Origin of the sequence: Vibrio sp. Scap24 (assembly GCF_013394185.1) — a bacterium.
Lineage (GTDB): Bacteria > Pseudomonadota > Gammaproteobacteria > Enterobacterales > Vibrionaceae > Vibrio > Vibrio pomeroyi.
Genome location: NZ_CP041332.1, coordinates 1,456,837 through 1,470,811 on the forward strand (window position 1 = coordinate 1,456,837; position 13,975 = coordinate 1,470,811).

22 protein-coding genes are annotated in these 13,975 nt (G+C 44.8%); 8 read left to right on the forward strand and 14 right to left on the reverse strand.

Translation table 11 applies throughout. The annotated features are described in order from the left end of the window. Window positions 1-4: 4 nt before the first annotated feature. The 6 genes from FLM53_RS06225 to FLM53_RS06250 all read left to right on the forward strand — a co-directional run bounded on the left by FLM53_RS06225 (window position 5) and on the right by FLM53_RS06250 (window position 4,659). On the forward strand, window positions 5-442 hold the full coding sequence (locus FLM53_RS06225; RefSeq protein WP_123322759.1) for a YHS domain-containing (seleno)protein: 438 nt from the start codon (window positions 5-7) through the stop codon (window positions 440-442). A 10-nt stretch (window positions 443-452) separates the two neighbouring features. Further along, the gene (locus FLM53_RS06230; protein ID WP_176680506.1) at window positions 453-896 is read left to right on the forward strand and encodes a hypothetical protein; all 444 of its coding nucleotides are present in this window, start codon (window positions 453-455) and stop codon (window positions 894-896) included. A 12-nt stretch (window positions 897-908) separates the two neighbouring features. Next, window positions 909-2,663 carry a lysophospholipid acyltransferase family protein gene (locus FLM53_RS06235; RefSeq protein ID WP_176680507.1) on the forward strand — a complete coding sequence of 585 codons (1,755 nt, stop codon included), beginning with the start codon at window positions 909-911 and terminating at the stop codon, window positions 2,661-2,663. 71 nt (window positions 2,664-2,734) lie between these two features. Then, on the forward strand, window positions 2,735-3,301 hold the full coding sequence (locus FLM53_RS06240; RefSeq protein WP_176680508.1) for a Crp/Fnr family transcriptional regulator: 567 nt from the start codon (window positions 2,735-2,737) through the stop codon (window positions 3,299-3,301). A 57-nt stretch (window positions 3,302-3,358) separates the two neighbouring features. Beyond that, complete coding sequence (locus FLM53_RS06245) at window positions 3,359-3,811, forward strand: GNAT family N-acetyltransferase (protein WP_176680509.1); 453 nt, start codon at window positions 3,359-3,361, stop codon at window positions 3,809-3,811. Then, complete coding sequence (locus FLM53_RS06250) at window positions 3,811-4,659, forward strand: DMT family transporter (protein WP_176680510.1); 849 nt, start codon at window positions 3,811-3,813, stop codon at window positions 4,657-4,659. The genes FLM53_RS06245 and FLM53_RS06250 overlap by 1 nt, the downstream gene beginning before the upstream one ends. Window positions 4,660-4,708: 49 nt before the next feature. On the opposite strand, the gene FLM53_RS06255 is transcribed toward FLM53_RS06250, so the two are convergent. Next, entirely contained in the window at window positions 4,709-5,293 is a 585-nt protein-coding gene (locus tag FLM53_RS06255; protein WP_176680511.1) for a LysM-like peptidoglycan-binding domain-containing protein, read from the reverse strand. A gap of 213 nt (window positions 5,294-5,506) precedes the next feature. Here FLM53_RS06255 and FLM53_RS06260 point away from each other — a divergent pair, with 213 nt between their 5' ends. Continuing rightward, complete coding sequence (locus tag FLM53_RS06260) at window positions 5,507-6,127, forward strand: FKBP-type peptidyl-prolyl cis-trans isomerase (RefSeq protein WP_008220519.1); 621 nt, start codon at window positions 5,507-5,509, stop codon at window positions 6,125-6,127. A 134-nt stretch (window positions 6,128-6,261) separates the two neighbouring features. Further along, window positions 6,262-6,756, forward strand: a complete 495-nt coding sequence (locus FLM53_RS06265) for a DUF2780 domain-containing protein (protein WP_176680512.1) — start codon at window positions 6,262-6,264, stop codon at window positions 6,754-6,756. Between the two features lie 279 nt (window positions 6,757-7,035). Here the strand turns inward: FLM53_RS06265 and rplQ are convergent, their stop codons facing one another. The 13 genes from rplQ to rpsH form a co-directional block, all read right to left on the reverse strand. Then, on the reverse strand, window positions 7,036-7,416 hold the full coding sequence (rplQ, locus tag FLM53_RS06270) for a 50S ribosomal protein L17 (RefSeq protein WP_004729812.1): 381 nt from the start codon (window positions 7,414-7,416) through the stop codon (window positions 7,036-7,038). Between the two features lie 24 nt (window positions 7,417-7,440). Next, the gene (rpoA, locus tag FLM53_RS06275) at window positions 7,441-8,433 is read right to left on the reverse strand and encodes a DNA-directed RNA polymerase subunit alpha (protein ID WP_004729813.1); all 993 of its coding nucleotides are present in this window, start codon (window positions 8,431-8,433) and stop codon (window positions 7,441-7,443) included. A gap of 22 nt (window positions 8,434-8,455) precedes the next feature. Further along, window positions 8,456-9,076 carry a 30S ribosomal protein S4 gene (gene rpsD, locus FLM53_RS06280; protein ID WP_004738777.1) on the reverse strand — a complete coding sequence of 207 codons (621 nt, stop codon included), beginning with the start codon at window positions 9,074-9,076 and terminating at the stop codon, window positions 8,456-8,458. 31 nt (window positions 9,077-9,107) lie between these two features. Then, entirely contained in the window at window positions 9,108-9,497 is a 390-nt protein-coding gene (gene rpsK, locus FLM53_RS06285) for a 30S ribosomal protein S11 (RefSeq protein WP_004738778.1), read from the reverse strand. A gap of 19 nt (window positions 9,498-9,516) precedes the next feature. After that, window positions 9,517-9,873 carry a 30S ribosomal protein S13 gene (gene rpsM / locus FLM53_RS06290; RefSeq protein WP_004738779.1) on the reverse strand — a complete coding sequence of 119 codons (357 nt, stop codon included), beginning with the start codon at window positions 9,871-9,873 and terminating at the stop codon, window positions 9,517-9,519. A gap of 148 nt (window positions 9,874-10,021) precedes the next feature. Further along, complete coding sequence (rpmJ, locus tag FLM53_RS06295; protein ID WP_000868186.1) at window positions 10,022-10,135, reverse strand: 50S ribosomal protein L36; 114 nt, start codon at window positions 10,133-10,135, stop codon at window positions 10,022-10,024. 41 nt (window positions 10,136-10,176) lie between these two features. After that, window positions 10,177-11,511: a preprotein translocase subunit SecY gene (gene secY, locus FLM53_RS06300; RefSeq protein WP_004738781.1), complete on the reverse strand. Its 1,335-nt coding sequence runs from the start codon at window positions 11,509-11,511 to the stop codon at window positions 10,177-10,179. A 20-nt stretch (window positions 11,512-11,531) separates the two neighbouring features. Next, window positions 11,532-11,966 carry a 50S ribosomal protein L15 gene (gene rplO / locus FLM53_RS06305; protein ID WP_004736758.1) on the reverse strand — a complete coding sequence of 145 codons (435 nt, stop codon included), beginning with the start codon at window positions 11,964-11,966 and terminating at the stop codon, window positions 11,532-11,534. A 5-nt stretch (window positions 11,967-11,971) separates the two neighbouring features. Next, window positions 11,972-12,148 (reverse strand): 50S ribosomal protein L30, encoded by a 177-nt coding sequence (gene rpmD, locus FLM53_RS06310; protein WP_004736756.1) that lies wholly within the window; start codon window positions 12,146-12,148, stop codon window positions 11,972-11,974. Window positions 12,149-12,155: 7 nt separating this feature from the next. Next, entirely contained in the window at window positions 12,156-12,656 is a 501-nt protein-coding gene (gene rpsE, locus FLM53_RS06315) for a 30S ribosomal protein S5 (protein ID WP_017061307.1), read from the reverse strand. A gap of 14 nt (window positions 12,657-12,670) precedes the next feature. Beyond that, window positions 12,671-13,024 (reverse strand): 50S ribosomal protein L18, encoded by a 354-nt coding sequence (gene rplR, locus FLM53_RS06320; RefSeq protein ID WP_004738784.1) that lies wholly within the window; start codon window positions 13,022-13,024, stop codon window positions 12,671-12,673. A 9-nt stretch (window positions 13,025-13,033) separates the two neighbouring features. Beyond that, window positions 13,034-13,567 (reverse strand): 50S ribosomal protein L6, encoded by a 534-nt coding sequence (gene rplF, locus FLM53_RS06325; RefSeq protein ID WP_017629801.1) that lies wholly within the window; start codon window positions 13,565-13,567, stop codon window positions 13,034-13,036. 13 nt (window positions 13,568-13,580) lie between these two features. After that, the gene (gene rpsH / locus FLM53_RS06330; protein WP_017061309.1) at window positions 13,581-13,973 is read right to left on the reverse strand and encodes a 30S ribosomal protein S8; all 393 of its coding nucleotides are present in this window, start codon (window positions 13,971-13,973) and stop codon (window positions 13,581-13,583) included. Window positions 13,974-13,975 lie beyond the last annotated feature (2 nt).

Below are 13,975 nucleotides of genomic sequence, written 5' to 3' on the forward strand. Positions count from 1 at the left end.
CATCATGAGAAAACTAATCACCATGGTCATGCTACTTGTTAGCCCGTATGTATTTGCTGCCGATGAAATCTATACCGGCTTCTTTAGCAGTAAAGCACTCGATGGTTACGATACCGTGGCTTACTTCACTTCTGGAAAGCCAGTTGAAGGGAGCAAGAAATTCAGCACAGAGTACAAAGGCGCGGACTGGTATTTCTCTTCTGAAAAGAATCTGACTTTATTTGTTAATAATCCTGAAAAATATGCCCCTCAATATGGTGGTTATTGCGCATGGGCCGTTTCTGCCAAAAACGACTTCGCACCAGGCGACCCACAGTATTGGACCATAGTTGATGACAAACTTTATCTTAACTACGACCAAGAAATTCAAACCACTTGGGAGCAAGACCGTGCACAGCATATTCAACAAGCTGATAAAGCTTGGCCGCAGCTGATTAAGTAAGGGAATAACCATGACATTCACTCCTGCTAAACATCTCCCGGCAGCATTTATCGCTTTTGTGTTTATTCAGTCGCTGTTCTTTAAGTTCACCGGCTCATACGAGACAGAGCATATCTTTGGCACACTCGCGACATGGTCAGGCTTAAGCTGGTTCGGCTCATTCGGCGGTTACTTGATTGGATTCGCTGAATTGATTGCGGCCATTTTGTTGTTCACTCGTTGGCATGGCCTCGGCGCCATTATGAGTGTGGGAATCATGACTGGTGCAATTTTCTTCCACCTGTTTACGCCATTAGGTATTCAAATGCCTGAGTTCAATGCAGCAGGCGAGATTGTCGGTTACGACGGCGGATTATTGTTTGGCATGGCATGCCTAGTTTGGTTATGCGGTGCGTTTTTAAGTGTGAAAGATTTCAAGAATCAAGACGGTTTCCTAAACAACTTTAGTCAATAAGGTAGCTTCATTATGATTGATAGTCCTTTTCGTTTACCACGTTACACGCCTTTTGGTTTAGGTGAGTCTGTTGTCGAGTGGGCAACTGGGCTATCTAAGCTAGACCGACTCTATCAAGATCGAAAAAACGAGTTATCTAGTTTTGAATTCATGAATTACACCCTATCGGCGCTCAATATCGACTACTCGGTGGCATCGGGAAGCACGGAAAATATCCCGGAAGAAGGGCCAGTCGTGATTGTGGCGAACCACCCACTTGGCGCAATTGAAGGTGTGATCCTGGCTGATCTCGTAGGATCGGTAAGAAAGGATGTGAAGGTATTAGCGAATGAATTACTCAAGCGACTGCCTGAACTGGATGATCTTTTCATAGGTGTTGATGTCTTTAATAGTAAAGAATCGAAACGCACCAATGCCAAAGCCATTCGTGATGCCAATCGTCACCTAGCCGATGGCGGGCTGTTGATCGTGTTCCCTGCAGGGGAAGTATCAAGCTATCGTAAAGGGGTAAAAACACTGACAGATATCGAGTGGAGTAAATCGGTCGCGAAATTCGTCAAACGTCATCAAGCCACTACGGTTCCTATCTTTATCAATGGAAAAAACAGTGAGCTTTTCTACCAAGCGGGTCGTGTGCATCCACTGTTGAGAACCGCTCTACTCGGGCGTGAACTTCTTAATAAACAAGCGACAACTATTTCTATCTCGATTGGCTCATCGATTCCGTATTCAGAGATAAAATCGTTTGAAAAAGAGATGGATATCGTCAACTACCTACGACTTAATACCTACCTAATGAGTCAACAAGATAGTCCGAACACGCCAATCCACGCGCCCTCTTTCGATACTCAAGTGATAACGCCAATATCACCCGAAGTATTGGCAATAGAGATAAGCTCACTCCCTGAAGAGATGAAGCTGCTCGAGCAAGGTGACTTCGAGGTCTACTGCACACCAAGCCAATCTATTCCAAACTTAATGCGCGAGATTGGTCGAGTCAGAGAAGAGAGCTTCCGTGAAGTTGGGGAAGGTAGTGGGCTTGCTTGTGATTTAGATGAGTACGACCTTTACTATCACCAATTGTTTGTGTGGAACAAAGCTAAGGCAGAATTAGTCGGCGCTTATCGACTCGGTATGGTCGACAAGTTAATCGTAGATCACGGGTTGGACCAACTCTATTCCCGCAGTCTGTTTAACTACAACCAAGAGTTTATCGATACGTTAGACAACAGCATTGAACTTGGTCGTTCTGTAGTGAGCAAACCTTATCAAAAGAGCCTTAACTCACTGTTATTGTTATGGAAAGGCATCGCGACCTTTGTGTCTCGTCACCCTAAATACACCCACCTATTTGGTCCGGTCAGTATCAGTAATGATTACAGCCACAATGCGCGCCTGTTGATAGCAACCACCTTATCGATTCACCACTACGATGAGGAAAAGGCCAATCTGGTTTCACCTTCGTCGCCACTCAATACCAGTAGTCATGTGTTCTGGCAAAATCATCTTTTGTCGTCATTGGCGAGTGTTCCCCTGCTTTCTAAAGTGCTAGCTCGTATGGAACAAGGAAAAGGCCTACCGGTATTATTGCGCCAATATCTAGGGATGAACGGGAAGCTGGTTTGCTTTAACGTCGACCCATCATTTAATGATGCGCTAGATGGTTTAATTGTGGTTAACCTTAAGAAGGTACCATTGAAGACCTTAGGTAAATACATGGGTCGAGAACTTGCTCAAGACTACCTAGAGCAACACGCTCGACGCTGATTTCGCCCGCTCTGTACCTACACTCAAATAAGTGCGATGATTTCGGCACTTATTTGGGTTAGGTTATTTTCATGCACACCTCTTTTATCGAACAACTACAAAGCTTCGACTTCTCTGAAAGTCAGATTGAATCTCTAGTCGCTGTCGCCAAGCCGCTTGAACTACCGACCAGACACATCCTTATTAACCAAGGTGAGATGGCAGGGTCAATCTACTTCGTACTTGAAGGCTTGTGTCATGCTTGCTACCTCACTGATGATGGCAAGCAATACAGCAAAGAGTTTTACTGGGAACAAGATTGGATCATCGGTTTTGAGAGTCTGATAAAAAACCAATCTTCCCCGTATCTGCTTGAAACACTAACACCCATCACAATGTTAGAACTGCCAATGAATGCGGTAATCGAGTGGCGCGCATCGAATAACCCTTTGTATTTAAAGCTGTTAGAAACACAACTGATGCATAAGGAAAACAAAGAGCGTTTCATGCTGCTCTATACTCCTGAACAACGTTATCAGCTTTTCTGCGAGCACTATCCAGACCTTGAACAGCGCCTCAACGATAATCAAATTGCCGCCTACTTAGGAATAACAGCAATAAGCTTGAGCAGAATTAAAGGTCGAATTAACAATAGTTAATGCCAACAATCATCACGCATAGTACATTCAGAGCATCGATAACCTCTGGATGTAAACATGATCACTTGGCACTCAATTCCTTTCTCTGAACTTTCAACACATCAGCTTTATCAACTACTTAAATTGCGAGTAGATGTATTTGTGGTTGAGCAAACCTGCCCTTATCCAGAGCTTGACGGTAAAGACACACTCGCTGGTGTTCATCACCTTCTTGGTTACGTAGATGAGGAGCTAGTGGCGTGTGCTCGCTTATTGCCGCCGGGCACGAGTTATGACAACACCAGCATCGGCCGAGTGGCAACTAAACAATCAGCAAGAGGCGATGGCTTAGGGCACCAATTGTTGAAAGAAGCATTAACAAACTGTGAGTCTCTTTGGCCTGGCACGGCCGTAGATATTGGTGCACAAGAGCACTTAGAAAGCTTCTATGAAAGTCATGGATTCAAGACAATCTCTGAGATGTACCTGGAAGATGATATTCCGCACGTAGATATGAGATTAGAGAAGTAATGTCGAATATCACTGTCGGTATCCTACTACTGATCGCGGGTAACCTGTTTGCCTCGCTTTCGGACGTAGCCGTAAAACTATTGAATGGCGAAGTACCGCCTCTTCAATATATTTTTTTCCGACAGTTGCTCTCTCTGCTGATCATCACCCCATTATGGTTGCAGCAGAAAAAGGAACAACGACGCTTACAGCAAGCCAAAGTCACCTTCATACGCGGCCAACTAATATTAATTGGCAGTGGGTGTATGGTTGTGGCAATCACTCATTTAACTTTGGCAACCGCCAACGCTGTGTTTTACGTAGCGCCTCTATTGATGTTGCCTCTTTCTATGTTTCTACTCAAAGAGCAACCTGCACTTGGGAAGGTAATCGCCACTACCATAGGTTTCATCGGTGCGCTGATTGTCTTAAGGCCATCACAATTTCATTGGGCAGCACTGTTTGCCTTAGGCACTGCGCTTACTCTAGCCCTGTTCAATGTATTGGTGCGAAAACTCCCTAGTGAGCAATCTGTAGTCACGACGCTGTGGTGGACAACGTTATTCTCAATTCCGGCTTCATTGATATTGTGCTTCCTGTATTGGCAACCGGTATCTATCGAGCACTTAGGATACATAGTACTAAGCGCAACACTCATCTTGAGCTATAACGGGCTTGCGGTTGCCGCCTATAAGAAAGCACACTCAAGCCAAATCGCCTTGGCAGAATATTCAGGTTTGGTGTTTGTCGCGCTAATTGGCGCCATTTGGTTCGATGAGATCCCAGATACATTAACCTTTATCGGTATCATGCTGATCATCTTGCCACTCGCCCCTTTCAAGCGACCAAAAAAAAGAGCTAATGCTTAGCTCTTTTTTATCACGTTCTTGCTGCTGAGTTCATGACTCAGCAAAGCACTTATTTACTGCGGCCAAAACCACCATCAGACAAGCGGAAGAACATCACCGATGTGTTGCCTTTCTCTAGCTGCAGGATATCAAGTTGCCCGGTCTCTGCCAGCTTAAATCGAACGAGTTGACCTTTACGGATTTGACTAAGTGGTTTGTCTGAGCCTTCGATACGCACCAATGCGTTCAAATCAGACAACGGCAAATCGTTATTTCGAAAAACCTGCGCCAGAGTATCTCCTTGCTTAACAAGGTACTCTTGCCAATTATTATTACTCGGTTCTGATGAGTTGCTGTTGGCATTTTGTTGTTCGCTTAACCCTACCGTGTTTATCTCAAGCGCAACGCGCGATGTGGTTGGGGTAGCATCTACTTTTGGTTCTGGTAGCGGCACAAAAAGTAATATTAGTACGATCGGCGAAATCACCATCAACAGTCTTTGGTGTAATTTCGGTAATGAACCCCAAGTTTGTACTGTCGAGGCTTTCATTTTATTTACATCGATCGAACTCAATTTCTCTTTGACCTGATTCAGTCGATCCTTGAATTCTGCTAAGTGGTCAACTTTCTGTTTTTTCTTTTGACGACGATTCATGCCACTGCGTCCTATACATTGAATAACTACAGTATAAAAACCAAAGTACCAACAGTATAGATCTTTCCGTCACAACAAGGCTCAAAGGGAGAAAATTGACATCCCTGTGATTTGGACGCGGTAAAGCACAAGTGATCAGGGACTAGCCGTTTCTTCACGCTGCTAATACTGGTATTCTTACCCTTTTCGTACTGACTAAAAGAGTGACTTTTCATGTCTGAAGTAAAATTTGAAACTGTAGAGCAAAAAGCTAGCTACGGTATCGGTCTACAAATGGGCCAACAACTTGCTGGTTCTGGTCTTGAAGGCCTAAACGTTGACGCAATCGCTGCTGGTATCGCAACAGCTCTAGTTGGTGACATGCCAGCTATCGAAGTTGACGAAATCAACAACGCACTACAAGAGCTACACACTCGCGGTGAAGCTGCACGTCAAGAACTAGCTAAAGCTGCTGCTGCTGACGGCGAAGCTTTCCTAGCTGACAACGCTCTTCGTTCAGAAGTAACAGTTCTTGAGTCTGGTCTTCAGTACGAAGTACTAACTGAAGGTACTGGCGAAATCCCAACTGCAGACAAGCAAGTACGTGTTCACTACCACGGCGAACTAACTGACGGTACTGTTTTCGACAGCTCTGTATCTCGCGGTCAACCAGCTGAATTCCCAGTAACTGGCGTAATTCAAGGTTGGGTACAAGCTCTACAAATGATGCCTGTTGGCTCTAAGTGGAAGCTATACATCCCACAAGATCTAGCATACGGTGAGCGTGGCGCAGGTGCTGCAATCCCACCATTTGCTGCTCTAGTATTTGAAGTTGAACTTCTAGCTATTCTTTAATTTTTATAAAAACCTTTAGTAAAACAAAATACTATAGGCAAATAAAATTAAAATAATGCAACGGCGATGTGACTACATCGCCGTTTTTCGTTTATAGTGAAAGAGTAAATTACTTTATTACTTAAGGACGAATAATGAAGAAAGTACTCATCACAGTTTTAAGCAGCCTTGCTGTTGTCTCTTGCGCTAGCACTAGTGACTCTGAACAAACCAGTTCATCATCAGATACCAACTATTCCCAACTATCACAAACTGCACTAATGGCAGCGGTGAATATGTGGTCTCAGCAAAATGAAACAACACCTCTTGCTGATACTGTTGCCGACCAAGCGTCTGTCACTAGCGATCAAGCTATTGGCGGCATTGGTTCAATGTTAGCGCTTGCACAAAACTCACTTGGTTCTACCGACAACAAAGAACTCGCTACGCTGATTCCTGGTATGTCGAGCCTTGAGTCTACTGGTCTATCATCGCTACTGAGTTCACAAGGTGCTGTTGAAAGTGCATTTTCTGGATTAGGTATGGACCCATCAATGGTTACGACATTTGCACCAATCATTCTTCAGGCATTGCAGTCACAAGGTGCAACGAGTGGCCTAATGGATTCTCTTGCAGCTATATGGCAATAAACGTTAATTATTAATAGCTAGCTTAAAGATTTGATAAGGGCACTTCGGTGCTCTTTTTTGTGCGCGAAAGAAAAGTGAGGGGAGAAACGAGATATAAGATGAGAGATACGAGATACGAGATACGAGATACGAGATACGAGATATTTTTGAGAATTATGCTAGAAATGGCATGTAAAAGTGCCAAACATCGTGGTGCAATTTTTATCGTGTAATCAGATTCGATAGATACAAAAAAGCCGAGCTAATGCTCGGCTTTTTGTATTAAGAATCTAGTATAGATTACTCAGCAGCTTCTTCAGCAGCTGGGCGGTCTACAAGCTCAATGTAAGCCATTGGAGCTTTATCACCAGTACGGAAACCACATTTAAGAATGCGAGTGTAACCACCTTGGCGAGCCGCAAAACGCGGGCCTAGTTCATTAAATAGTTTTGCTACAACTTCGTTATCACGAGTGCGAGCAAATGCAAGACGACGGTTAGCAACACTGTCTGTCTTAGCTAGGGTAATCAATGGCTCAATTACGCGACGTAGTTCTTTTGCTTTTGGCACGGTAGTTTTGATAACTTCGTGACGAACAAGAGAGCTAGCCATGTTGCTGAACATCGCTTTGCGATGACTGCTGTTGCGGTTGAGTTGACGACCACTTTTACGATGGCGCATGACCTAATCCTTCTAACTTTTCGATTAATCTTCAGCGATTGACGCTGGTGGCCAGTTTTCTAGACGCATGCCTAGAGAAAGACCACGTGAAGCAAGCACATCTTTAATCTCTGTAAGAGATTTCTTACCAAGGTTTGGCGTTTTAAGTAGCTCAACCTCAGTGCGCTGTACAAGATCACCGATGTAGTGAATCGCTTCTGCTTTCAAACAGTTAGCAGAGCGAACTGTTAGTTCAAGATCGTCTACAGGACGTAGTAGGATAGGATCGAATTCTGGCTTCTCTTCCTTCTCCTCAGGTACACGTACATCACGAAGATCTACGAACGCATCCAATTGTTCAGCTAGAATAGTAGCTGCACGACGGATTGCTTCCTCAGGTTCTAGAGTACCGTTCGTTTCCATATCGATAACAAGCTTGTCTAAATCAGTACGTTGTTCTACACGTGCCGCTTCTACAGCGTAAGCGATTTTATCAACCGGGCTGTAAGTAGCGTCAACTAGTAGACGACCGATTGGACGCTCATCTTCTTCAGTATGGATACGAGCTGAAGCTGGAACGTAACCACGACCACGTTCTACTTTGATACGCATAGCGATCTCAGCGTTGTCATCCGTTAGGTGACAAATTACGTGCTCAGGGTTAGCGATCTCTACATCACCATCGTGGGTGATGTCACCTGCAACAACAGGGCCTGAGCCTGATTTGTTCAGTGTAATAAACACTTCATCTTTGCCTTCAGCAACGCGTACAGCCAAACCTTTAAGGTTTAGAAGGATTTCCAGGATATCTTCCTGAACGCCTTCTTTAGTGCTGTATTCGTGTAGCACACCTTCAATTTCAACTTCTGTTACGGCACAACCCGGCATAGAAGATAGAAGAATGCGGCGAAGAGCATTACCTAGAGTGTGGCCGAAACCGCGCTCTAATGGCTCAAGAGTTACTTTCGCGTGTGTCGTATTGATCTGTTCAATGTCAACAAGACGCGGCTTAAGAAATTCTGTTACAGAACCCTGCATTGTGTCCTCTCTTTTTTTAACCTTACTTAGAGTAAAGTTCGACGATCAAGTGTTCATTGATGTCAGCTGATAGGTCAGAACGCTCAGGCATACGCTTGAATGTACCTTCCATTTTGCCAGCATCTACTTCAATCCAAGTTGGCTTTTCACGTTGTTCAGCAACTTCTAGAGCCGCTTTAATACGAGATTGCTGTTTAGCTTTCTCGCGGATAGAAACAACGTCGTTTGCCGCTACTTTGAAAGAAGGAACGTTTACAACTTTACCGTTAACTAGGATAGACTTGTGGCTAACTAGTTGACGAGATTCAGCACGAGTAGCGCCAAAGCCCATACGGTAAACTACGTTATCAAGACGACCTTCAAGAAGCTGAAGCAGGTTTGCACCCGTGTTGCCTTTAAGACGTGCAGCTTCTTTGTAGTAGTTGCGGAATTGTTTTTCTAGAACGCCGTAGATACGACGAACTTTTTGCTTCTCACGAAGCTGAACGCCATACTCAGATAGACGACCGCGACGAGCGCCGTGTACACCTGGTGCGTTATCAATTTTACACTTGGTATCGATCGCACGGACACCAGACTTAAGGAATAAGTCAGTACCTTCGCGACGGCTAAGCTTCAGCTTAGGACCCAAATATCTTGCCATGATCTTTCTCCAATATTCCTAGAAACGAAACTTAAACGCGACGTTTCTTAGGTGGACGACAACCGTTATGAGGGATTGGTGTCGCATCAACAATGTTAGTGATACGGAAACCAGCAGCGTTCAGTGCGCGAACAGTAGATTCACGACCTGGACCTGGACCCTTAACCATAACTTCCAAGTTCTTTAGGCCATATTCTTTAGCCATTTCACCACAACGCTCAGCTGCAACTTGTGCTGCGAACGGAGTAGATTTACGAGAACCACGGAAACCTGAACCACCTGCTGTAGCCCATGCAAGAGCGTTGCCTTGACGGTCAGTGATAGTTACGATTGTGTTGTTGAAAGAAGCATGAATGTGCGCTACGCCATCAGCTACTTGCTTGCGTACGCGCTTACGCGCGCGAGTTGGTTGTTTTGCCATTGTACTCTACCTTATCCGACTATTTCTTGATCGGCTTGCGCGGACCCTTACGGGTGCGAGCGTTGGTTTTAGTACGCTGTCCACGTAGTGGTAGACTGCGACGATGACGAAGACCGCGGTAACAGCCAAGGTCCATAAGACGCTTGATGTTCATCGATACTTCACGACGTAGATCACCTTCTACAGTGTACTTAGCTACACCATCACGCAGTTGATCGATCTGCTCTTCAGTTAGTTCACTGATCTTAGCATCTTCAGCAATACCCACTTCAGCTAGAATAGCTTGAGAGCGAGTTTTACCAATACCGTAGATTGCAGTAAGTGCAATTACAGAATGCTTATGATCAGGAATGTTAATGCCGGCTATACGGGCCATTATTCACTCCTAAGGGGTTCATAAAAGAATTATCCGCAGCAAAGCCCGTTATGGATACGCTGCGGCATACTACTTCTTTTGCACGCAAAAGGTAGGCCGAGGAATATACTCGACTCTACCTTGTATTTCAAGTAAAAATTTCTGCTAATTAGCCTTGGCGTTGCTTATGCTTTGGCTCACTGCAAATCACGCGAACGACACCGTTACGCTTGATAACTTTACAGTTACGGCAGATTTTTTTAACGGAAGCACGAACTTTCATTGCTAAACTCCGTAAATGGAATCGAAATTGCTACCACCGAATTAACGGCCGTAACCCTTCAGATTCGCTTTCTTTAACACAGAATCATACTGTTGTGACATCAGATGAGTCTGTACCTGTGCCATGAAATCCATGATAACTACCACTACGATTAGTAGTGATGTGCCGCCGAAGTAGAAACGAACGTTCCACGCGACCATCATGAACTCAGGAATCAGACATATAAAAGTAATGTATAGAGCACCCGCAAGGGTTAGTCTAGTCATCACTTTATCGATATATTTCGCTGTCTGCTCACCTGGGCGGATACCGGGTACGAATGCACCAGACTTCTTCAAGTTATCAGCTGTTTCACGTGGGTTAAACACCAACGCTGTATAGAAGAAACAGAAGAAGATTATAGCTGCTGCATAAAGCATTACATACAGAGGCTGACCTGGGCTAAGAGCTAATGACACGTCAGTTAACCAACCGAACGCGCTGCTTTCACCATTTTGACCAAACCACTGTGCTAATGTTCCTGGGAACAAAATAATACTTGATGCGAAAATCGCTGGAATAACACCTGCCATATTAATCTTAAGAGGCAAGTGAGAGCTTTGTGCTGCAAAAACCTTACGACCTTGTTGACGTTTCGCATAGTTAACGACGATACGACGTTGACCACGTTCCATGAAAACTACGAAGTAGATAACAGCAAAAGACAATACAGCAATCAACAGCAGAAGAAGCACATGCAATTCACCTTGACGCGCTTGCTCGATTGTTTGACCGATTGCAGAAGGCAATCCAGCAACAATACCTGCAAAAATCAGAATGGAAATACCATTACCGATTCCTCGCTCAGTGATTTGTTCACCTAACCACATTAAGAACATGGTACCAGTTACTAAACTCACGGTAGCAATAAGCGTAAACATGGTTTGGTTGATAACAACCAGATTGTCGACCATGTTTGGTAAGCCTGTTGCGATACCAATAGCTTGGAATGTTGCAAGTACAAGCGTGCCGTAGCGTGTATATTGGCTTATCTTACGACGGCCTGCTTCACCCTCTTTCTTGAGTTCCGCTAACGCTGGATGAACTACAGTTAACAATTGGACTACGATCGATGCCGAAATGTACGGCATGATACCCAATGCTAATATAGATGCACGCTCAAGAGCACCACCGGAGAACATGTTAAACATTTCAACGATGGTACCTTTTTGCTGATCGAACAAATCGGCAAGTACAGCTGCGTCAATACCAGGGATCGGCACAAAAGAGCCGGCTCGGAATACTAAAAGTGCACCAATTACGAATAATAAGCGCGACTTTAGTTCACTTAAGCCGCTCTGAGCACTACGAAAATCTTGTCCTGGTTTCTTAGCCATCTGTACCTCGTTCCTCGAGATTATTCCTCGATTTTACCGCCTGCAGCTTCGATTGCAGCTTTAGCGCCTTTAGTCACGCGTAGACCTTTAACAGTCACAGCTTTGCTTAGGTCACCAGAAAGAACGATCTTAACGAATTCGATGTTCTTAGTGATAACGTTAGCAGCTTTAAGGCTGTTAAGATCAACTACGTCACCTGTTACTTTCGCTAGCTCAGCTAGACGAACTTCAGCAGACACTAGGCTCTTACGAGAAGTGAAACCGAATTTAGGTAGACGTTGTTTTAGAGGCATTTGACCGCCTTCAAAACCTGGACGAACAGAGCCGCCAGAACGTGACTTTTGACCTTTGTGACCGCGGCCACCTGTTTTACCAAGGCCAGAACCGATACCACGACCTACACGCTTCTTAGAAGGTTTAGAGCCAGCAGCCGGTGATAGAGTATTCAAACGCATTCTGATTACTCCTCAATCTTAACCATGTAGTAAACCTTGTTGATCATACCGCGTACGCACGGAGTATCTTCAAGTTCTACTGTATGGTTGATGCGACGAAGACCTAGACCTTTAAGACACGCTTTGTGCTTAGGTAGGCGACCAATTGAGCTTTTAGTTTGAGTTACTTTAATAGTTGCCATCGTGTGCTTACTCCGAAATAGATTCAACAGTTAGACCACGTTTAGCAGCAACCATTTCTGGTGACTTAACGTCTACTAGAGCACCAATCGTTGCACGAACGATGTTGATCGGGTTCGTTGAACCGTATGCTTTAGAAAGTACGTTATGTACGCCCGCAACTTCAAGTACAGCACGCATTGCACCACCGGCAATAACACCTGTACCTTCTGCAGCTGGCTGCATGTAAACTTTAGAGCCCGAATGACGACCTTTCACCGGGTGGTGAAGAGTGCCTTCGTTTAGCGATACTGTAACCATGTTACGGCGCGCTTTTTCCATTGCTTTTTGAATCGCAGCAGGTACTTCACGAGCTTTGCCGTAACCGAAACCTACGCGACCGTTACCGTCACCAACTACTGTTAGCGCAGTAAAGCTCATGATTCGACCACCTTTAACCGTCTTAGATACACGGTTAACAGCGATCAGCTTTTCTTGCAAATCATTAGCTTGTTGTTGTTCTTTAGCCATCTTCCAACCCTACCTTAGAATTTCAGACCAGCTTCGCGAGCAGATTCTGCTAGCGCCGCTACTCGACCGTGGTATTGGAAACCAGAACGATCAAATGCAACTGAAGCTACGCCTTTTTCAAGAGCGCGCTCAGCAACAGCTTTACCAACTGCTTTAGCTGCATCAACGTTACCAGTGTTCTTAACTTGCTCACGGATCGCTTTTTCTACAGTAGAAGCAGCTGCGATAACCTCAGAGCCGTTTGCCGCGATAACTTGTGCGTAAACATGGCGAGGAGTACGGTGTACTACCAGGCGAGTTGCACCAAGTTCTGCAATCTTACGACGTGCACGTGTAGCACGACGGATGCGAGATGCTTTCTTATCCATAGTGATACCTTACTTCTTCTTAGCTTCTTTAGTACGCACATTTTCATCTGCGTAACGAACACCTTTACCTTTGTAAGGCTCAGGAGCACGGTAAGAACGAATGTCAGCCGCAACTTGACCTACTACTTGCTTATCGCAACCAGTAATGATGATCTCAGTTTGGCTAGGGCACTCAGCTTTAATACCTTCAGGTAGAGCGTGCTCTACTGGGTGAGAAAAGCCAAGAGTTAGAGCTACAGAGTTGCCTTTCATAGCAGCACGGTAACCAACACCCTTAAGAGTTAGCTTCTTAGTAAAGCCCTCAGTAACACCCACAACCATGTTATTAACTAGAGCGCGAGCTGTACCAGCTTGTGCCCATGCGTTAGTAACGCCTTCTTTCGGACCGAAAGTTAGCTTGGTTTCTTCCTGTGCAATAACTACGGCGCTGTTAAGAACGCGAGTAAGCTCACCTTTGCTACCTTTTACAGTAACTTCTTGGCCGTTTAGTTTCACCTCTACGCCAGCTGGAATAGCGACAGGTGCTTTAGCAACACGAGACATAATCTACTCCTTATTAAGCTACGTAACAGATGATTTCACCGCCAAGACCTGCTTTACGAGCAGCACGGTCAGACATCAGACCCTTGGAAGTAGAAACAACTGCAATACCAAGACCACCCATCACTGTAGGTAAAGAGTCTTTATTTTTATAAACTCTTAGACCAGGACGTGATACGCGCTTGATTTGCTCGATTACAGGTTTAGCTTGGAAGTACTTAAGAGTAACTTCTAGCTCAGGTTTTGCTTCGCTGTTTACAGCGAAGTCTACGATGTAACCTTCAGCTTTAAGTAATGCAGCAATTGCAACTTTAAGCTTTGAAGAAGGCATTTTTACAGCAACTTTGTTTGCTGCCTGACCGTTACGAACGCGGGTCAGCATATCCGAAATCGGATCTTGCATGCTCATAA